General features: G+C 37.1%; 10 protein-coding genes. 7 read left to right on the plus strand and 3 right to left on the minus strand.

The genetic code is table 11. The annotated features are described in order from the left end of the window. The first annotated feature begins 662 nt into the window (after positions 1–662). The 6 genes from M0P98_04350 (at position 663) to M0P98_04375 (ending at position 19,046) form a co-directional block, all read left to right on the plus strand. The gene (locus M0P98_04350) at positions 663–4,622 is read left to right on the plus strand and encodes a LamG domain-containing protein (GenBank protein MCK9266100.1); all 3,960 of its coding nucleotides are present in this window, start codon (positions 663–665) and stop codon (positions 4,620–4,622) included. 381 nt (positions 4,623–5,003) lie between these two features. Continuing rightward, positions 5,004–9,116: a LamG domain-containing protein gene (locus M0P98_04355; GenBank protein MCK9266101.1), complete on the plus strand. Its 4,113-nt coding sequence runs from the start codon at positions 5,004–5,006 to the stop codon at positions 9,114–9,116. Between the two features lie 311 nt (positions 9,117–9,427). Beyond that, positions 9,428–10,465: a succinylglutamate desuccinylase/aspartoacylase family protein gene (locus M0P98_04360; protein MCK9266102.1), complete on the plus strand. Its 1,038-nt coding sequence runs from the start codon at positions 9,428–9,430 to the stop codon at positions 10,463–10,465. A 93-nt stretch (positions 10,466–10,558) separates the two neighbouring features. Then, on the plus strand, positions 10,559–14,806 hold the full coding sequence (locus M0P98_04365; protein MCK9266103.1) for a hypothetical protein: 4,248 nt from the start codon (positions 10,559–10,561) through the stop codon (positions 14,804–14,806). Between the two features lie 16 nt (positions 14,807–14,822). Next, positions 14,823–18,758, plus strand: a complete 3,936-nt coding sequence (locus M0P98_04370) for a LamG domain-containing protein (GenBank protein MCK9266104.1) — start codon at positions 14,823–14,825, stop codon at positions 18,756–18,758. Between the two features lie 24 nt (positions 18,759–18,782). Beyond that, positions 18,783–19,046 (plus strand): integration host factor subunit beta, encoded by a 264-nt coding sequence (locus M0P98_04375; protein MCK9266105.1) that lies wholly within the window; start codon positions 18,783–18,785, stop codon positions 19,044–19,046. A 9-nt stretch (positions 19,047–19,055) separates the two neighbouring features. Here M0P98_04375 and M0P98_04380 read toward each other — a convergent pair whose 3' ends face one another. From M0P98_04380 to rpsB, 3 genes are read right to left on the minus strand one after another with little or no spacing between them, the layout of a single operon-like run. Then, entirely contained in the window at positions 19,056–19,325 is a 270-nt protein-coding gene (locus M0P98_04380) for a hypothetical protein (protein MCK9266106.1), read from the minus strand. A 25-nt stretch (positions 19,326–19,350) separates the two neighbouring features. Next, positions 19,351–19,938, minus strand: a complete 588-nt coding sequence (locus M0P98_04385) for an elongation factor Ts (protein ID MCK9266107.1) — start codon at positions 19,936–19,938, stop codon at positions 19,351–19,353. Beyond that, on the minus strand, positions 19,928–20,758 hold the full coding sequence (gene rpsB, locus M0P98_04390) for a 30S ribosomal protein S2 (protein ID MCK9266108.1): 831 nt from the start codon (positions 20,756–20,758) through the stop codon (positions 19,928–19,930). Before rpsB ends, M0P98_04385 begins: the two co-directional genes overlap by 11 nt. Positions 20,759–21,135: 377 nt before the next feature. On the opposite strand from rpsB, the gene M0P98_04395 reads away from it, so the two are divergent. After that, positions 21,136–21,588, plus strand: coding sequence for a CBS domain-containing protein (locus M0P98_04395; GenBank protein ID MCK9266109.1), 453 nt, complete (start codon positions 21,136–21,138; stop codon positions 21,586–21,588). Positions 21,589–21,593 lie beyond the last annotated feature (5 nt).

The following is a 21,593-nucleotide window of genomic DNA, read 5'->3' on the forward strand; positions in this document are numbered from 1 at the left end:
AGAGTAGGGGAACAAAAGGCTTGAACCTTTTGTTAACAGCCCGATTCTTGCTTGAGTTGTAGTAGCACCTCGTAATTCGTTCATAGACACATACTTTTTTAACGAAAGAAAAGAAAAGCGTATGTGGTGTCTACTCTCTCCCTCTCTTGGCCCTTACCCTTGGGGGAGAGGGATTAAGGGTGAGGGGGTCTTTACGTCTTTGCCCCATTCCGTCTTTTGTAGTTTATCTTGCGAGCTTTATCCACCGAAGCCAACCTACGCTAAAGTACAAGCTTCGGCAGGTATACCTTGGCGTAGGTGGAGGGGCGGTTAGCAAGTTAAGAGAAAACGAAAAAACGTAATGATAAAGGATAAAGTTACCCCCACGCTTGTCATTCCGGCCTTGATCCGGAATCTCGTTTTTCACGTTGTGCATACTACCGGCGTGGGTTAAATGAGAGATCCTGAAACAAGTTCAGGATAACAAACTGGGGCGTTAGGTGACAAAACGGCGACAAGGCAAGGATAAATACGAGGGTTGCCACGTCATTAAAAGCATTCCTCGCAAAAATAGATTCTATGAAGACTAAGGCCAGACCTCCATAAAATCCCGAGGTCCGACCTTCATCACTACATCAGCGGAAAAAGAAGGGGAAGGAACAAAAATAAAGAAAGGAGTTAAAATGGAGAAGATAAAGAAGTGCTTTCTTATTATATTTTTTCTCTTCTTTAGTTTTACATTAAAGGCAGGAGAATTTCCTATAAAAATCAATGATATATCAGGTTTAAGCACTCCCTGGCCTTTAATCGCCAGTATACCTTTCCCAGAAGGAGAACTTACAGATTCTTCAAATATAAGAATACTGAGCGGAGAGAAAGAAGTTCCTTCCCAGATAGATGTAACAGCAACTTGGCGTGACGGCAGTATTAGGTGGGCATTAGCAGGGTTTACTGCATCCCCACAAGGTAATTACAGAGTTGAATTTGGAGAAGGTATCAAGCGAGGAAAATACCCCAACCCTTTAAAAGTAGCAAAACAACCCAACGGTGGATTTGAGATAAACACAGGGGTTGCAATATATAGGTTTGATAAAAATCAACTTCTTCCAGACGAAGGTTGGCTTATTGCTGGTAAAGAGAAAAGACAAATCTTGAAAAACTCTGGCGCTGGTGTCTACTTGATAGACAATGCCAACAGAGAAGCAAGAGTATCAGGAGAGGCATCTGAAATAACAAACACTTTCCTTAAGGAAGGTCCCAACCGTTTAGCAGTTAAACGTTCTGGCTGGTATGTAACCACCTCTGGCAAAAAACTTGCGCGGGCAGATATATGGTTATATTTCACTGCTGGTGTACCTTATGTAAAGATAACACACACACTTATATTTACAGAAGATACAAATAAAGTCTGGTTCAAAGATTACGGTCTTGAGTTCAAAACGCCTGAACAACCAAAAGAAACATATTTTGCACTTGGAAAACCCGAAACTGACGCTCAGATTAGCAGAATTATCAATAACGGGGATGAAACATATATACTACAAGCCGATTACCCACACTTTGCCGAGAGAGACTATAAAGCAACTCTTGGTAGAAGTGATAATGGTAAAGACACAATTGTTGCAGAACTGCAGACAGTAGGTGACTGGGGTTATGGGGATTATGGTAATTACGGAATAACGCTGGTAATGCCTTGGTTGGCAGAGAGGTTTCCCAAAGAAATATCTTTTGGAAAAAAAGGTGCGAAAACTGTATTCTGGTCTGGGCGTTCAGGGAAAGAACTTGATTTCCGTATAAGTTCATTGATAAAAGATTATTGGCAAAACTGGGCTCCTGGGTTCCCGACCCCTAACGAAAGTATTCTTTCAAGACCAAGTAATGCCCAAGGAGGTTCAAGAACACACGATATATGGTTTTTACCAGTACCTGACACGTATAAAGAGGAAAAAGTAAAAAAACTTGCTTTAGCATCAACAAAACAGGTTCTTGTTTTAGCTACTCCTGAATGGGTATGTTCAACAGAAGCGTTTGGTTGTCCGATGTTACATAAAGATACAAAAAACTTTCCAGCAGAAGAGAACCTTCTTTCAGAATACTGGCAAAGAATGATACTTCCACTTAAGGCATTCCCTATGAACGGGTTTATGGCATGGGGATGTTTTCCATCAAGAAGTTACCACGAAGCAAAAGGTAAGCCCTATGCTGCCTTAAATACTATTGAATCTTTAAGAGATTACGGTTTACGCAGAGAACCGTGGCGGCTTTATGCAAGAAGTGGGGAACGAACATACTATGATTTGGGGCATTGTTTTAGCCGTTTTACAGGCGACTGGTACGTTGCCCATTGTGATGCTCCCGAAAAAAGGATGGGTAATTTTATAAACTCAAGATCTTATGGCGGAAAATACCCAAAACTTCCTGTTTTTTGGGGAGATTACACATCGGTTAATATCAATGCTGGTGTTATAGATAACTGGCTCTTTGAATACTATTTAACAGGAGATGAAAAATCTCTTGATATTGTATATAAGATTAAAGAGGCTTTTGTTGAAACTAAATGGACTATTCAACCCACTGATACGTCTATAAAAACTTTTATTACATTATCTATGCTCGATTGGGATGAAAACGCTATACAGACTGCCAAAAATATTGCCTATTCCATTATAGATCTCAAAAGTCAGAATGGGTTGAAAGGAGGCGGTTATGGGGCTTTATATAAAGACCATCGTACCAGTTTTGCTCTTGCTGAGTATTACTTGCAGACAGGTGACGAACTGGTGAAAGAGGCAATATTGAAACTTATTGACCAGAGATACCGCTTTGACCGTAGGTATAGGCCTGCCGGTCACAAAAACCACGACCTTTTTATGCATTCTCTTGGTTACTGGCTCACAGGAGAAGAGAGCCACAAAAGGGTTGTTGAACAGACTCTACGAGATTTGTTACATTATACAAGTTTAAATCCTCTTAAAGAACAACTAAAACAGAAGCCAGAGAATCCTCTCGAATGGTCAAATCTTTATATCTTTCCGATTTTTCCTGGGCCCCGCACAACTTTTCATCTTGGTCAACACGAATTCCACAACCCTTTCATAGGAATTCCCACCGCTTTGAAATTTCTTGATAAGGAAGGCTGGAGCGGAAAGACTACCCCTATTTTAGTTAAACCTATGAGTAACCCAGTAGGGAAAATACTGTTTTCACATAAAAAAGGAGAGAAAACAAAAATGAGTTTATATCTCGAAACAGAAGAAAAAGAGATAAAACTTAACATCTTCCCCTACCCAGAAAACAAGCAAAGCAGACCTGTCGCTGGTATAAAAACAGACATTGAAGAGATGATGCCTTTTGGAAAATATTTTCTTAGTAGGCCAGAAAAATATCCCGTAACAGATAAAAAATACCATATTTATCTTGAAATTCCCTCAGAAACTACAAGCGGACTATATCTTTTATCTTTTTCTGAAAAAGATACTTTTACCCTTCTGGAAATAAGTTCTGATAAAGCAGGATTATACTGTCCAGACGGTTTCTGGTCAATATGTGTAGGTGACCACTCTGGTTCTGAGTTTGGTAGAGCAGGAGAAGGGAGGCCGGCTTTCTTTTACGTACCAGAAAACCTTAAAGAACTTGAAATTTTTCTGGGACGTTCAGTACGTCTAAGAGCACCAGATGGTTCTATTGTCGTTGATTGGTCTAACAAAAATATAGGGGAACTGGTAGTTCCAACAGAAGGTAGGGGAGGAATGTGGAGTGTGGAATTCTACACTACTTCTGTACAAGGTCGTTCCACTCCTTTCTTTGTAAAATTGCTGAACGTTGAGCCTATAGTAACTTTTGGCTCGCCAGATTTTTTTCCCGAAAATACAACAGGTAAACCAATTAAAGTAGCCTCAGTTGCATCTCCTTCTTCGAAAACAGACCTACAATTTTCAGAAGGAATAACAGGAAAAGCTGTCAAACTATCAGGAGCACAGACTTTAAAATTTTCCAAAGGAGAACCTGTCAATTCAGGAGGGTACACATATTTTCCTTTTGAGAAAGGAACAATAGAATTCTGGTTTAAACCAGATTGGACAACATGGGAAATTCCTATGGAGATGACCCAAATAATTGATATTCCTTTCTTAACAAGTTCTCATATCAAACTTTTTCACAGGTATTGGAATTTGCTCAATTTCACCAATATCTACGGAATGTTAAGAGTAGAAGTTTTAGAACAAGAGAAAAATAGAGTTGCTGCTGGGTTTCAAGGCAGGCATTTTTTTAAAACAGGAGAGTGGGCTCATATTTCTTACACGTGGGATATAAAAGAAAGCGACAAAAATATGGAAGGGGAAATGAATATTTTTATCAATGGCAAAAAATTGCTTACGAAAAATGCTCCCTATAGAATAAATCAAGTGAAAGGAACAACATTTTTTAAACTTGCCGATGATAAAAATAAAGAAATTGTTTTAGGACCTTTCAATGGAAATATGGACCTTTTAAGAATATCTGATAGGGTTGTGTACACAGAAGATTTTGAGCCATCAAAAAAATATGGGCTTGATAAGAATACACGGGTATTTTTTAATTTTGACAATAACCTTAAAGGAGTATCGGCTTTTACTAAAGAACCTGTCGTTGGTAAAAAATAATATGTGGTGTCTACTCACTCCCTCTTTTTGCCTTCTCCCCTTGGAGTGTTTGTAGTAGTAAGTCCCCAAGGGGTTGCAGAGAGGTTAATGGGATGAGATTTATCCGCCGAAGCCTTGGCGTAGGAGGGTTTCGTAACGTGGCAATCTCGCCGTAGGCGGAAAAGGAATGGGAATAAACAATAGTAGGGAAAAATACGAGGGATTGCCCACGCTTGTCATTCCGAACTTGATCCGGAATCTCGTTTTTCACGTTGTGCCTACTACCGGCGTGGGTTAAGTGAGAGATCCTGAAACAAGTTCAGGATGGTAAAACTGGTGCGTTAGGCGACAAAACGGTGACAAGGCAAGGATAAAAAAGCAAAAACAAACAAAGGAGTTAAAATGGAGCAAATAAAGAAGTGTTTTCTTATGGTATTTTTTCTTTTATTTAGTTTCACACTAAAGGCAGGAGAATTCCCTATAAAAATCAATGATGTTTCTGGTCTTAACACCTCTTGGCCTATTCTAACAAGTATTTCTTTTCCAGAAGGAGAAATTATTGATTCTTCAAATATAAGAATAATGAGCGGAGAGAAAGAAGTCCCTTCGCAAGTAGATGTAACAGCAACCTGGCGCGATGGTAGTATTAGGTGGGCATTAGCAGGGTTTACTGCATCTCCGCAAGGTAATTACAGAGTTGAATTTGGAGAAGGTATCAAACGAGGAAGATACCCTAACCCTTTAAAAGTTACAAAACTGCCCAATGACGGATTTGAAGTAAATACTGGGGTTGCAATATATAGGTTCGTTAAAAATAAACTTCTCCCTGATGAAGGTTGGATTGTTTCGGGTAAAGAGAAAAGACAGATATTGGAAAACTCTGGTGCAGGCGCATATTTGATTGACAATTCCAACAGAGAAGCAAGGGTATCAGGAGAGACATCTGAAATAACAAATGAGGTACTTAAAGAAGGACCTAACCGTTTAGCGATTAAACGTTCTGGTTGGTATGTAACCACCTCTGGCGAAAAACTTGCAAGGGCAGATGTATGGTTATATTTCACTGCTGGAGTACCTCATATCAAGATAACACATTCTCTAATATTTACTGAGGATACAAACAAGGTCTGGTTTAAGGATTACGGGCTTGAATTTAAAACACCCGAACAGCCAAAAGATATATTTTTTGCTCTCGGAGAACCGGGTGAAAAAGAAACTGTTGGTAAGATAATAAATAATAGTGATGAAACATATATTTTACAATCTGATTACCCACATTTTGCTGAGAGAGACTATAAAGCAGTTCTTGGTAAAAGTGCTAATGGTAAAGACTCAACTATTGCAGAACTACAAATAGCAGGTGATTGGGGTTATGGGGATTATGGTAGTTACGGGATAACGATTGTAATGCCTTGGTTAGCAGAGAGATTCCCCAAAGAGATATCTTTTGGACAAAGAGGTGCAAGGGCAGTTTTATGGTCAGGCAGGAGCGGTAACGAACTTGATTTTAGAGCTAAAACTCTTGTTAAGGATTACTACAAGAATTGGGTAACAAAAGGGTTAAGTTTGCTAAAAGATACTGAACTTGACGCCTTAAAGAGCAATGCACAAGGTACAGCAAGAACTCATGATATTTGGTTCTTACCTCTTTTTGGGGAATATAAAGAAGGAATTGTCAGAAAAACGGCTTTAGCAGGTGCAAGGCAAATTCTTGCCTTTGCTGACCATAAATGGTTATGCGAAACAGAAGCAATGGGATACCCGATGCTACATAAAGACACTGAAAAATTCCTTGAAGAAGAAACAATTATTTCTGAACATTGGGATAGATTTATTATGCCTTTAAAAGCCTTTCCAATGATGGGGTATATTGCTTGGGGTTGTTACCCTGATAGAAGTTACGGAGAGGCTGGTGGTAAACCTATGTCAACCTTCCACGCTTTATCTAATTTAAGAGAATACGGAGTTAGAAGAGAACCGTGGAGACATCTGGCAAGGAGCGGAGAAAGAAGGTATTACGACTACGGGCATCGTTTTAGCCGTTTTACAGGTGACTGGTACCTTGCCCATTGGGATGCACCCGGTTCACCTGTGAAAATTAAAGGCAGATTTATTACCACACCAGGAGGTAGCGGTAGAGCAGGGTTGATACCTCTTTTTTGGGGGGACCGTACTCACCCTTTTAGTATAAACGCAGGAGATATAGGACACTGGTTATTAGACTATTATCTTACAGGAGACGAGCAATCTTTTGAGTTGGTTAAAATAATAAAAGACTCTTTTAAAAAACTTGGTTGGAGACCTAAAGGTGTTCCTGGTCATTTTCACGCTCTCGGAATAAGAACATTGTTAACACTCCACATAATGGATTGGGATGAAGACGCAGGTAAGGCTTTAAAAGAACTTGTAGACGAGATGATAGACCTTGAAAGCCAGAACGGGTTTTGTCTCTTTAAAGATCACTACGGTTCAATGTACAAAGACCATAGAACAAGCCATAATATAGTTGAATACTATCTTGAAACAAAAGATGAACTTGCAAAAGAAGCGTTTTTGAAACTTCTTGACCAGAGGTACAGGTTTGACAGGAGAGGTGCGTTTGTATCTTATAAAAATTATGATGGTTTCACTCATTCTATTGCTTACTGGCTTACAGGTGATGAGAAGTATAGAACAATCGCAGAGGAAGTTGTAAGAGAAACCCGTTATTACCATCACTCTTCTCCTTTATCAGAAGACCTTGCTCAAAAACCGACAAACCCGCTTGATTGGAAAAACCTGTATGTTCCGGGCAGGTTTCCTGGACCAAGAACAACTTTTTTTATGGGTCATCACGAATACCATAACCCTTTTATAGGGTTACCAACTGCCTTAAAACTTCTCTCAGAAAAAGGGTGGAGTGGTAAAACAACACCTCTTGTTGTAAAACCTATGAAAGAACCAGTTAGTGAAGTAATATTTTACCACCAAAAAGGTAAAGATACAGAGTTGAATATATGCGTGAAAATTAGTAGCAACATTGAACTTTTACTCCCACAAATCACTTCTTATAAAAGCAAAAAGCATATTAAAGGAGTTAAAACAGAAATTGAAAAAGTTATGAGTTTAGGGCCTTTCTTTACAACTAAACCTGATATTTACCCATCAACTTCTAAAACTTTTAATTTGAATGTAACAGTTCCTTCAGAAACTCTTGAAGGTTTGTATTTCCTCAGTTTTACTCAGGATGTTACTTTTACCGTACTTGATTCAACCTCTGATAAAGTTGCCCTTTATTGTCCTTTAGGGTTCTGGTCTATATCTATGGGACAACATTCAGGGAGCGGTTCGTATGGACGTTCAGGAGAGGGTCTGCCAGCATTTTTTAAAGTACCTGAAAAGTTGAAAGAAGTGGAAATTTTTCTTGGTCGCCCTGCAAAAATCTTGTACCCTGACGGAGAAATAGCGTTAGATTTTTCTGAAGAAAATATTGGAAATGTAAAGATACCAGTAGAAGGGAAGGGCGGCATTTGGAGTGTAGAATATGACAATACTTTCCGTTCAACTTGTCCGCCTGTCTTTATTAAACTTATTAATGTTGAGCCGATAGTCTCCTTTATCAGTCCAGATTTACTACCTGAAAAAACTGTTGGGCAACCTGTACAAACTGTTCGAACCTCATTACCAAGTCCAACAGAACCGTTTGAGTTTGTGGAAGGTATTTCTAACAAAGGTATGCGGTTATCAGACGGTCAGACAATAGTTTTTTCAAGAGGTAAACAACTTGAGGCAGGCGGGTATACTTTTTTCCCTGAAAATGAAGGGACAGTAGAATTCTGGTTCAGATCAGACAGAACCTCCCACGAAACTCCAATGAAGATGACTCAGGTTATAAGTCAGACCTTTTTAAAATCCTCAAGTCTACATCTAAGACATCATACTGAAACAAGGGCAGGACAAAGAAGTTTTGATTCTAATCTAAGACTTGAATTAAGACCTATTAAGACAACTTTTCCTTTACCAGGATTTATAGGAAACTGTTTCTTTTATAAAGACGAATGGAACCACTTAGCTTTTGTTTGGAAAGTAGAAGAAGGCAAAAAGATGGACGGAAACTTAGATATTTACCTAAATGGAAAACGGCTTCTCCCCACCAGTGGATATACTAGGGTAACAAATCTAAAAGGTTCTCCCCAGTTTAAACTTTCATTTGAAGTAGAAAATATATCAATAGGTCCGTTTGATGGAACAATTGACCTTTTAAGAATTTCGGATATCGTTAGGTATACAAACGATTTTGAACCATCAAAAAAATACGGGCTTGATAAGAATACAAGGGCATTATTTGAATTTGATAATAACCTTAAAGGGGTTTCTGCTTTTACAAAAGAGCCTATTGTTGGTAAAAAAGCGTATGGGGTGTCTACTCACTCTGGTACTACAGCGCATACACCATCTACGCCACAATCGGGCACTCTGAGAACTCACCCTTCTGCATATAAAGCATCTCCGAAGGGCTTAACAGGCTTAGAGTAGGGGAACAAAAGGCTTGAACCTTTAGTTAACAGCCCCCCATTCCGTCTTTTGTAGTTTATCTTGCGAGCTTTACCCGCCGAAGCCTTGGCGTAGGAGGGGTTTCGTAACGTGGCAATCTCGCCGAAGGCGGAAAAGGAATGGGAATAAACAATAGTGTATAGGATAAAGACGAGGATTGCCACGTCGCAATTCCTACGAAAACTATGGAATAAAACGCTCCTCGCAACGCCACAAAACGGCGACAAGGCAAGGATAAAAGAGGAGTTTGTCCCTTGATGATACTCAGAATAAACAATTAAAGGAGAAAATTAATGGCAAAAAAAAGCGGTTTCAAAGAAAAAAGTTTTTTAGAAGTTTCAGAGTGGTCACAAGGAGTAAAAGCAAGGTTGCCTGTCTTAAAAATTAAGGGCTCTTCTGATGGACCTCTTGTAGTGATAACAGCAGGTCAGCACGGTAGAGAACTTAACGGAATTGCTGCAATAGAAAAAGTTTTTAATCAGATAGACCCCACAAAATTGAAAGGTACAATAGTTTTTCTACCTGTAATGAACCCTATTGCAGTCCTCACAAGAAGACAAGATTACCCTATGGAAGAATTTAGGTATAGAAAAGTCTATCTTGACAGGTCCGGCGGTCCAACTTTGGCGTACAATATGGATAGATGCTGGATAGACAAACCTTCTGCCGATACTTACACTTTTGCTATTACTCAAACAGTAATGAAAACCTGGCTAAAGAAAGCCGACCTTATAATAGACCTTCACGGTTGGAGCAGTACTTCTATTTCGTTGGTTTGGGGATACAAAGAAAATACTGACCTTGTTAGAGCTTTTGGGCTTCCTTGGTTAAAAATAAGAGAGAGAAAAAAAGAAATTCCTTTTGGTATGATACTAAATCTTGCCCAAAAAACAGGTAAACCCAAAATTCTTGTATGTGAATTAACTCCTCAATCCGTGCTTAACCCTGTTTCTGTTGAATATGGGGTTAGAGGTATTACTAACAGTTTAAAGTTTACTGGTATGTTGGAAGGAGAAATTGAGTTACCTCCAATACAATATGAAATGTACCAAGAAAGCGAAATGGTTTCGATAATATCCGAAGCAGAAGGACTTATTATATCTGAAGCAAATGTAGGGGATTTTGTAAAAAAAGGTCAGGTAACAACCAGAGTAGTTTCACTTGAAACTTTTGAAACTCTTTGGAGTTATAAAGCACCTTTTGACGGTCTAATATATAGTAATGGTCGGACAACTTGGGGTGAAGATGTTAAGGAGAGTTCTATATGTTATCAGGGGTTTACCGTTGGTCGGCTTGTAAAGGTAGAAAATATAATAGAGAACCATAAATAAACCTTAGAAGTCGGTTCCTTGTTCTAACTTTGCAAGGGAAAACTAACCAATCCCATAATGTTTTCAGAAAGGTTAATGGAGAAAAGAAGAAAAATGAGAAAATATCAAATTTTTTATACTGTACTTTTTGCTTTTTCGTTAATTGCCTTTTCAGGCAACAGTGAAACCATAAAAATTGAGTTTTCAAACTTAGCAAAAATTCTTCCTTGGCAAAAAACTGCTAATACTTTAAGTTTGAACGGTTTAACTTTACATAGTTGCCGGAACAAAATAAAATCCTCAGAAAGATGGTTTGATATACTTGTTAAACTTGATACCAATATTGGCAATTACAAAGATAACACTTTAAAAATAGCAATTTCTGATATCAGTTCTAACAAAACTCTTTTTGAAAAAACTGAACCTGTTCTTGATTCTCACGCAATTATACGAATAGATATGAGAAACATACCTTCTGAAACAGTAAAGCTTCGTGCTGAGTGGTTTGATAACAAAAAAAATGTTCTGGGTGTATCTGAAACTTGGATATCTGCCAACCCTATAAAACCTCTCACAAAAGGGACCAAAATACCGATTACTATTGATATACCCGAGGGTGTTGAGAAAGTAAAGAATTATCCTTTAAGGTTCGGACTTCCTTTGCCTGCTGGGAGTGTATGGGAACCATCTACATTAAGGGTAGTTAATGCACAGGGCAGAGAAATCCCTTCGCAACTTGAAACTGCAGGGTTATGGTCTGAAGAGGGCTCAATAAAATGGCTTTGGGTTGATACCCTTGTTTCTGGTAAAAAAGATGACAAAATATATGTTGAGGCGAATAAAAGAAGTGTAGCAAGCACCCCTTCAACCCCTTTACGAGTTGAAAAAAAAGGAGACACCTTTTTTATTAACACAGGTATAGTGGAATATGTTGTTGAACCAAGCGGTTCTCTTATTAAAGAAGTTCGTTTTAACAATAAGGTTGTTGCAAAAGAAGGGAGTTCTAAAGGACTTTATGTTATTGATCAAAATGGGCGTCTTGCAAAAGCATCATCTAAAAACAGTTTGGTTAAACTTGAGTCAAAAGGACCTGTGTCAGCAGTAGTAAGGATAGAGGGCGATTATATAACTCAAGATGAGCCTATTGCAAGGCATATAACCCGTTTAAAATTTTCTGCTGGTAGACCTGAAGTAAAAGTTACTCATACATTTATAGTCACAGAAGATACAGAAAAAATATGGTTTAAAGATATTGGGTGGGAATTAGAAGTTGCTTCTGGGTTAGTTTCAAAAGCAATCTTTTGTATGAGTCCAGCAAACGACAGGTTTCCTGCTGATAAAAATATTACTTTAAAAGGGTGGGCAGCTTACACATCAGAGAAAACTGATACAGAAAAGCAAGATATAAAAATAGTATCTTTACCCATTTCTGATGGGAAAGTTTACAGGAGTATACAAAAAGAAGGAAAAACTTTTGGGCTTAAACCTAGCATATATCATTGGACACGCAAAAACCCAACAACACCGTGGACGCCATACTTAAAAGGGGAGAATGTTGCACAGGTAATTGAAGAAGGAACTCAAGAACCTCTTTATCAAGACAAAAAGATTGGGGATTGGGCAGGTTTGGAAGGAAAAGACTTCGGATTTATCTTTTCTTGTAGAGATGCTTCTGCTCAACATCCTAAGGAGTTCGAAGTTACTTCCAACAGAATTAACCTAAAACTTTTCAGTTCAAAAGTTGCAGGCGATGAACTTGACTTCAAGATGGAAAGTGTAATGAAAAACTGGGGTATGTTACCTAAAGAAAATATACCAGAAGTTGATAAGGTATCAGGAGAACTTCTTGATGAATATATCTCTTCTGTTTCTAAACATTCAAGTAACGCTGTTGGATGGAGTAAAACTCACCATCTGCTTTTATCCCCTACCTTAACCAATTACACACCTAATGAAATAAGTTTTTTACATTCAAGACAAGTGTTTGCACATATTAGCCCTGAGTGGGTAAGAGAAACGGAAGTGTTTGGAGCCTTACACCCTAAAAATAAACAAGAGTTTCCTTTTGAAGAGACCCTTATTTCTAACCTTTTTTGGGGGAAAGTTAAACAAGGATTGGGAGGAGAGTTAGGTGGGTTTATAGATTATAATGCAGGTCCAATTTGGATTATACACGATTTAAGGGGTGGAAGTTATACTATAAGGTCTGATAGTTGGTACTTATACGCACGTTCAGGTGACCGTTTAATAAGAGAGTTTGCAGAAGGAGCCAATAGAGCATTTCTGGATAACAATATTTCTCACTGGAATTTTACCAATAAAAGAAAAGGGTTTCTTCTTAATGATATTGGTACTCCAGGTTCTCTGAAACAGAGGAACCGACCTCTCGATTTACCTCTATATTGGGTTGGCACTTCCAACCCTGATAAACCTCTTTCTACTGCTGGTAACCTTGACCAAGCACTTTTTGACTATTATATGACAGGGTACCGCAGAGCTGGGGATATATTAAGCAATTATTCAGACGCCGTTGTGGAAAATGTTACTTCAAAAACAAAACATTGGCGGGTTATCTCTGTTATGAGAAACATTGCTGAAGCATACGAGTTTTCTTGGCACCCAAAGTTAAAAGAACTTTTATATGAACTGACTCTGTTTCATCTTTATGACCCTGAAAGTGAAATACTTTTAACCAAAGCCCGGCCACATAGAAGTTCAACATACAAAATGGAGACCGACGGCGATGTATTGGTAATGTTATACGAAATTTTTGGGGATAAACTATTTTATGAGATGGCAAAATCTGTATCAATATATAATTGGGAAAAAAGTGGTATTACTCCGCCTATATATGGGCAGAATCGCTCAACAGGGTATATGGGACACTTTTTATGGAGAGAAACTTTTGAACCATCTGTTGCTTCAAGATTTGATTATAGCCAAAGAAGACTTGTTGCAGAAAGAACTGTCGATTATGAGACTGGCGAGGTTAAACTTACCTGTGTTTCTCAGATACCAAGATATTTTAAAGGGTTACCACTTGCTATGGACGTAAAAAAAGAGGTTGAAACCAGAAAAATAAAACCTTCAACATATATATCTTTTAAAGTTGATAAACCGCCTGCGAGAATTTTCTTTATCAAACCAGGAGAAAACGCTACAAGAAGAGATTTTCCTTTTGAGAAAGAAGAAACGTCTATGGACCTTATTGTTATGATAGAAGGCAGTTCATCAGCAGAGCATTTTACTGGTAGGCAAGAGAACGGGGTACTAAAACCTTGGACAACAGGTGGAAAAGTTAAACTTAAACCTCATTCAGTTTTTGGACATATTTGGGCTGGTAACGATCTACATACTATCACAGAAAAAAGTTATGGTGTTTTCAATATTAATATTCCCAAAGATGCACCAGGTGGTCTTTACGAACTTGAAATTAACGGGAAAGAAAATTTTGTAGTATTTACCGATAGACACACTCCTCTTGTTATTTACGCACCAGACGGCTGGACTCCTCCAGCGTTAACGCCACCGTTAAAAATATCTTTTAGAGTACAAAAAGGAGTAGAGAACGGAAAAATCTTTATTGAAAAAGGTGGTACACTTTTTATGCCTAATGGAGAATTATTTAATGATGGTAAAAAGATGAAAGGATGGGTTGAACTTCCTTCAAATAGCCCTGGATTATGGGCTCTTGAAAGTGTTGATAGCGGGCTTATTAAAACCGAAAATATGCCTTCTTTTTTCGCTATGGGTAACCAAGATTTGTATAAAATACCTTTAATAAAAAAATTGCCTCCGCTTGAAAAAATCTCTGGTTCCCTAAAATGGCCATCAACATGGAGAGTGTTTGGACCGTTTCATCAGAACGACCCTATTTTAAAGTCGGATATACTAAACTCTTACCCTGAAAAAATAGTGGTTGCAGGCAAAGAGGTTGACGCAATAGATATTGATATAAAGGGTACCATTTATGATTTTCCAAATATATTGAAACAATCGTCAACTGGTAGTGTTGCATATATATTTCTGACTTTTAATTCAGATAAAAAACAGAAAGTTACACTCGGTATGGGAGCAGATTGGTGGATGCAAGCGTGGATAAATGGTAAACTTATACATAACACTGTGGAAACAAGCAATATGTATTATCCTTTTTCAATATGGAACCACCTTGTAGATGTTGATGTTTTGAAAGGAAAAAATATTCTTGCAGTAAGATACATCAGAGCACAATCTTCCCAACTGGCTCTTGGTGGTCCTGACCAGTTAAGAATAACCTCTTTACCTGCGACTCCAGAAGAGGTAAAACAATTAAGTCAAATAGAAAAAGAATTCAACATATTTTTGAATGATGAAATATAATATGGAGGTACGTAAAGTGAGAAAAAGCATATTGTTTGTGACAATGGCTACCTTATTATGGGCAGTAAGTTGTTCAGCTGGAAATTTTGGGATAAAAATAAACGATGTTTCAGGACTAAACTCCCCTTGGCCTATAATTGCTAGCATACCTTTTTCTGAAGGCGAATTAAACAATGTTTCAACCATAAGAATTATGAACGGCGCGGAAGAAGTACCTTCTCAGGTAGATATAACCGCAACCTGGCGTGATGGCAGTATTAGGTGGGCATTAGCAGGGTTCACAGCGTCTCCACAAGGTAACTACAGGGTTGAATTTGGAGAAAACATCAAAAGAGGCACTTACCCTAACCCTTTAAAAGTAACAGAACTATCAGACGGTGGATTTGAGGTTAATACAGGTGTTGCTGTATACAGATTTGAAAAAGACAAACTTCTTCCAGAAGAAGGGTGGCTTATCTCTGGTGCTGATAGAGTACAAATATTAAAAAATTCAGGCGCAGGAACGTACTTGATTGACAATTCAGGTAGGCAAGCAAGGGTAGCAGGAGAAACTGCACAAATTATAAGCAAAGTACTCAAAAAAGGACCCAACCGTTTAGTTATTAAACGTTCTGGTTGGTACGTAACCGATACTGGAGAAAAACTTGCAGGGGCAGATGTATGGCTATATTTTACTGCTGGTGTACCTCATATAAAAGTAACCCATTCTTTGATTTTTATTTTAGATACCAACAAGGTATGGTTCAAAGATTATGGGCTTGAATTTAAGACCCCTAACCAACCAACAGACACATATTTTGGAATAAAAGAAACTGGAAACTCAAAGGATGTGGTAAACAAAGTAAGCAACCAAGGCGATGAAACATATATGCTTCAGTCCGATTACCCTCACTTTTTAGAACGAGAATATAAAGGTTTTTTAGGTAAATCTAATAACGGAAATAGTAAGGTTGTGACAAAAATTAAAACAGCGGGAGATTGGGGTTACGGAGATTATAATAATTACGGTATTGTTTTAGCAATGCCCTGGCTTGCTGAAAGGTTTCCTAAAGAAATCTCTTTTGGGCAGAATGGAGCAAAAGCAGTTTTATGGTCTGCACGTTCAGGGAAAGAACTCGATTTTCGGAGCGAAACAGTCTTCAAAGACTATTTCGAAACCTGGGGAAAATCTTACCGTCCAAGTTGGGGAGGTTCTGCAAAAAATATTGCCGAAATAAAGAGTAATGCTCAAGGATGTTGCAGAACTCACGATATCTGGTTTATACCCACAATAGGTACCTACAACCCAGAAAAAGTTATGCAAACAGCAACAGCTGCTTCAAAAGAGATTCTTGCAATTGCAGAACCAGAATGGATATGCAAAAGTGAGGCTATGGGCTATCCTATGCTTCACAAAGATACCGACCAATTTCCAGTTGAAGAGAAACTTATATCTGAACTCTGGGATAGGTTAGAAATTCCAATGAGAGCTTTTCCTGTAACAGGATTTTTAGCGTGGGGTATAACTCCATGCAGGTACGGAGAGCAGAAAAGTGGTAAAGCTGTAATGGCTTGGAACTCTTTTTTCCCCGGAGAATACGGAATGAAGAGAGAAACATGGAGACATTATGCCAGAAGTGGAGAACGCAGGTATTTTGATTTGGGCTACAGGTTTAGCAACTTTACAGGAGATTGGTCTGTTGTAAGATTTGAATCTCCTGGAAAAAAGAAAGGAACTATTATTGAAGCAAGATATGTTCCGTTTCCTTGGGGAGACCGAACATCTGTATTTGTTGCCCACGGAGGCGATATTGGACACTGGCTTTATGATTATTATTTTACTGGGAATGAAAGGTCCCGTGATATTCTTAACTCTATACAAGACTCTTTTGACAGAAACTCTAAAGGTAGCGCAAGACTATCGATACCAATGGGTTTCCTTGCAATGAGAACACTTTTAACCACAGCAATAATTGACTGGAACCCAGTTAGTGTTCAACGTTCCATAAATTTTACAAGAGGGTTAATAGACCTTAAGAGCCAGAACGGAATACGCCTTACTGCAAACGGTACTTACGGAGCAGAATATAAGGACCATAGGGCGAGCCATAATTTTCTTGAGTACTATCTTGAAACAAAAGATGAACTTGGAAAAGAAGCTTTCTTAAAAACAGTTGACCAAAGATACCGTTTTGATAGAAGAACCAGTGCCATCTCATACAAGAATTACGACGCATTTACATACTCTCTTGCATACTGGCTTACAGGAGAAGAAAAGTATAGGGGAGTAGTTGAGCAAACATTGAGAGATATTAAATACTATTCCTCAAAATATCCTCTTTCAAAAGACCTTGCAGGAATGCCAAAAGACCCACTCGATTGGAAAAACCTACCACCCCATCTCGGTTCGTGGGAATGGCATAACCCGTTAATTGGGTTACCAACAGCCCTAAAACTTATTTCAGATAAAGGGTGGAGTGGAAAGGTTTCACCTCTCGTTGTTAAACCAATGAATTTAGTTGAAGGGAAAGTGTTATTTAATCATATTAAAGGTAAAGATACAAGTATCAACATTTTCATGGATACCTTATCTGAACAACCGAATCTTGAGGTTTTGAGATATCCTGTTTCGAATGGTGATAGACCTCTTTCGAACGTAAGGATAGAAACAGAAAAAAGAATGCCAACAGGTTCTTATTTTCTTAAAGCAATAGAAGATTATGAAAAAGTTTCGCAGAATATCTATGCAAGTATTGTTATTCCTGCAGAAACAAATTCAGGGTTATACCTTCTTTCTATCAAAGATGAAGACAGTTTCACAGTTTTAGATTCTACCGCTACAAATATTGCACTCTACTGCCCAGAAGGTTTCTGGTCTGTTTCCGGAGGACGTTCTTCATACGGAAGGTCTTCAGAGGGAGTACCTCTATTTTTTTCAGTACCAGAAGGTCTTAAAAATCTTGATATTCTACTAACTCGACCAGCGACTATCAGAAGACCAGATAATTCTGTGGCTTTAGGGCCTTCACTAAAAAATATTGGGACTGTTTCAATTCCTATTAATGGAAATTACGGGGTATGGAGCATAGAAACTGTTTTCGTAGATTTTAAAGGTAAAACTCCTACCTATTTCTATAAATTGTTGAATATAGATTCTATAATATCTTTTGGCTCACCAAAATATTTACCTGAAGTTACAATAAATACGTATCCCACTCCACCTGCCAAACCACAATTTTCTTCTAAAACCTTCCAATTTACTGACGGTTTAGACGGAAAAGCGTTAAGGTTATCAGGGGCAAAAGAGCAAAAATTATCTTTCCCTTGCGGAGATAAACTTTTAGACGATGGTTTTACGTTTTTACCTGGAAAAACAGGAACAATAGAATTCTGGTACAGGTCGGATAATACAACCTATGAAATTCCTCTACCTGAAAATGTCAGAAGAGATTATCAATATTTCCTTAGAGGACCAGGTTTAGGTGTAAGCCATAGTTATTATGCAAGAGCCAATATAAGAAATTTGTATTCAAATATTAGGTTAGAATTCTTTTCAGATAAAAGTAAAAACTCTATCTCTGGTAGAGAGGGAGAACACTTCTTTAAAGAAGGCGAATGGGTACATTTTGCGTATGTATGGGATATAAAAGAAGGGGCAAAAAAAATGGAAGGAAAGGTAAATATTTTTGTTAATGGAAAACAACTACCCTTACAACGTCCATTATATGGAATTAAGCAATTTCCAGATAAAGGAGTATTTCAATTATCTGAATCTGAAAAGAGAGTTACAGTTGGACCCTTTGCTGGAAGTATTGATATGCTCAGAGTTTCTGACACAGCAAGATATACTCAAGACTTTGTTCCTTCAAAGACAGCACCAAAGGTTGATAAAAACACCAGAGCACTCTTTCTTTTTGACGGCAACCTTGAAGGGGTATCAGCGTTTTCAACCGAGCAGTTGAAACTCAATTAATAATCTTTTGGGAGGTATTACAAAATGACAAAAAAAGACCTTGTAGAAGAGGTTGTATATAAAACAGGATTAAATAAAACATTAGTAAAAGAGACCGTAGATTCTTTTCTTGAAATATTATTTACAGCAATGAGCGACGGTAAAAGAATTGAACTTAGAGGGTTCGGAGTATTTGAAACCAGAAGAATGAAGCCCAAAAAGGCTCGAAACCCAAGAACCGGCGAAACATTAATAATACCAGAACGAGATAAAGTTCTATTTAAAATCTCTAAAGTATCAAAAAAATAATTTGTTTTATTAAAATGGTATTTTAGAAGATGGGGGAGGTTCTCTATAAATATTAAGATAATAGTTCAGTTTGTTTGGAGAATGTCCACCTTTAGTTTTCTGCCATTGCGCAACCATACAATAGGAATAAATCCCTAAAGCAAAAAGAACTAATGAGAGAATAAAGATAAAAATCCCTTTCTTTTTGTTTATTTCATCAATAATTAAAGCCAGAAAAAAACCAAGAAAACTAAGACCAATCACGACTAAAGCCAGTATATAACCTATTTCAAATTCCATTATACCTCCCGGTAGTTAAAAAATTTTATTCTCCAATTTCATATTTAATAAATCTTTTAACTCTAATATTTTCACCAAGTTTTGCTATTTTAGAATCTATATATTCTTTTATTGTTATCTCTTCATCCTTAATATAAACCTGTTCAAGAAGAACGTTTTCTTTATAAAAATCGTTCAGTTTACCTTCAGTTATCTTCTCAATAATAGAAGCTGGTTTATCTTTATATTGTGCAGCAATAATCTCTTTTTCTTGCTGGATAACGTCAGCTGGAACAGATTCTCTATCGAGCCAAGATGGACTTGAAGCAGTTATTTGGAGTGAAATATTCTTAACAAGTTCCTTAAATTCTTCATTTCTTGCAACAAAATCACTTTCTGTATTAACCTCAACAAGTACTCCTATTTTTCCATTTAAGTGCACATAAGAACCAATTAAACCTTCTCTTGTTTCTCTTACTGATTTTTTCTGAGATGTAAGCATACCTTTCTTTTTAAGAATAACTACTGCTTTTTCTATATCTCCTCCTGCCTCTTCAAGAGCTTTTTTGCACTCTAAAACACTTATACTTGTTCTTTCTCTTAATTGTTTTACCAACGCAGTATCAACCTTCATTAACAGTCTCCTTTCCTGATTTTTTAACATCTTCTTCTATCTTTTCTTTTACAATCTCTTCCTTTTTTACAGGAATATTTTTATTCTCTTCTATACTTTCAATTTTTTCTGCAACATCAGCAGCGTCTGGAGTTTGCATTGCTTCAGTTTTGCCTTCTATTATAGATTCTGAAAGTTTATTTAAAATTAAAGCTATAGATTTTAAACCATCATCATTAGCGGGTATCGGATAATCTACAAGTTCAGGGTTACTATTAGTATCAACAATACCTACCAAAGTACAGTCCACTTTTTTAGCTTCTCTAATAAGATTAATCTCTTTTCTTACGTCAACCACAACTATAACATCTGGAAACTTGGTTACACTTCTTATCCCACCAAATTTCTTTATAAGGTTATCTTTTTCTTTCAAAATAATAGCAACCTCTTTTTTTGTGTAAAGAGAAAGTTTACCGCTCTTTTCAAGTTCTTCAATCTCTTCAAGTCTATCAATCCTTGTTCTTATCTGATGAAAATTTGTTAAAGTGCCGCCAATCCATCTATAATTAACATACGGCATTCCACATTTTTCAGCAGATTCTTTTATTGTTTGTTGGGCATGTCTTTTTGTACCGACAAAAAGTATTGTCTTCTTGGATGCAGCAGATTTTTTTAAAAACTCTCCAGCTTCTTGTATTTTTTGAAGGGTTTTTTCAATATCTATTATATAGATGCCCTGTCTTTTCCCATACAGATACTTCTTTATTCTTGGGTCATACTGACGAGTAGGGTGACCAAAATAAACTCCACTTTCTAAAAGTTCCTTTATTGTGACTTCCATTTTTTCCTTTCTTTGTTTTAAAAATTGTTAAGTTACTATTATACTTTTTTATAAAAATTTCATACAATTTTATATTATATTATTACATTTGTCAAAATGGTATTGCAATTACATTAAAAAAATTATACAATATAAAGGTATTTATGTAAAGAGAAAAAATTATCACCTCTTTCTTTTCAACTCATAGAAGTCATCTTGAAGTTCTTGTGAAAGATTTGTTAGACAGTATTTCTAAATTAGAGAAGGGTTAAAAACAAGTTTTATCTACCAACCCACCACACGTTAAACTGCAAACTTCGGCAAGTAAGTGTGGAAATATTTAGCAAACAACAAGAAGGTCGAATGTAGCAAAAAAACAATTGTGGTAAGGAGAAGTTATGAAAAGTGTTCTGCAATATATGTCAAAAGATTTACCTTTAATCAAGGAAGAACTTCCCTTAAAAGAAATTATTACTATTTTTTCTAATTCTCATCATAGTGTATTGCCTGTCGTAAACGCAAGAAACAGGTTGATAGGTCATATAAATATAGAGGATATAGTCTATTTTTTTCTTTTTTCACATATGGATATCACTTTCCTTGAAAAGATGCCTTCTTTAATAGATTTCTTTTCTGATACAATTGAAAATGTGGACAATATTTCTCCTATTGTTTTTGCTAAAGATGTTATGCGAACAAATGTTTTTACAATAAAAGAAACAGATTCAATAATAAAAGCTGCTATTAGGATGAAAAAAAGGAATGTGCATAGGTTAATCGTTGTTGATATACACCAAACTCCAGTTGGGTTCATCTCAAGAAATGAGATATGTAAAGCCCTTCTAATCTAATATAA

The sequence above is a fragment of the bacterium genome, assembly GCA_023230585.1.
Classification (GTDB): Bacteria; Ratteibacteria; UBA8468; order B48-G9; family JAFGKM01; genus JALNXB01.

Excerpts from the sequence above, each read along its gene's own strand:
- M0P98_04350 (MCK9266100.1), top strand. The coding sequence starts at position 663 with ATGGAGAAGATAAAGAAGTGCTTTCTTATTATATTTTTTCTCTTCTTT.
- M0P98_04355 (MCK9266101.1), top strand. The coding sequence starts at position 5,004 with ATGGAGCAAATAAAGAAGTGTTTTCTTATGGTATTTTTTCTTTTATTT.
- M0P98_04360 (MCK9266102.1), top strand. The coding sequence starts at position 9,428 with ATGGCAAAAAAAAGCGGTTTCAAAGAAAAAAGTTTTTTAGAAGTTTCA.
- M0P98_04365 (MCK9266103.1), top strand. The coding sequence starts at position 10,559 with ATGAGAAAATATCAAATTTTTTATACTGTACTTTTTGCTTTTTCGTTA.
- M0P98_04375 (MCK9266105.1), top strand. The coding sequence starts at position 18,783 with ATGACAAAAAAAGACCTTGTAGAAGAGGTTGTATATAAAACAGGATTA.
- M0P98_04380 (MCK9266106.1), bottom strand. The coding sequence starts at position 19,325 with ATGGAATTTGAAATAGGTTATATACTGGCTTTAGTCGTGATTGGTCTT.
- M0P98_04385 (MCK9266107.1), bottom strand. The coding sequence starts at position 19,938 with ATGAAGGTTGATACTGCGTTGGTAAAACAATTAAGAGAAAGAACAAGT.
- rpsB (MCK9266108.1), bottom strand. The coding sequence starts at position 20,758 with ATGGAAGTCACAATAAAGGAACTTTTAGAAAGTGGAGTTTATTTTGGT.
- M0P98_04395 (MCK9266109.1), top strand. The coding sequence starts at position 21,136 with ATGAAAAGTGTTCTGCAATATATGTCAAAAGATTTACCTTTAATCAAG.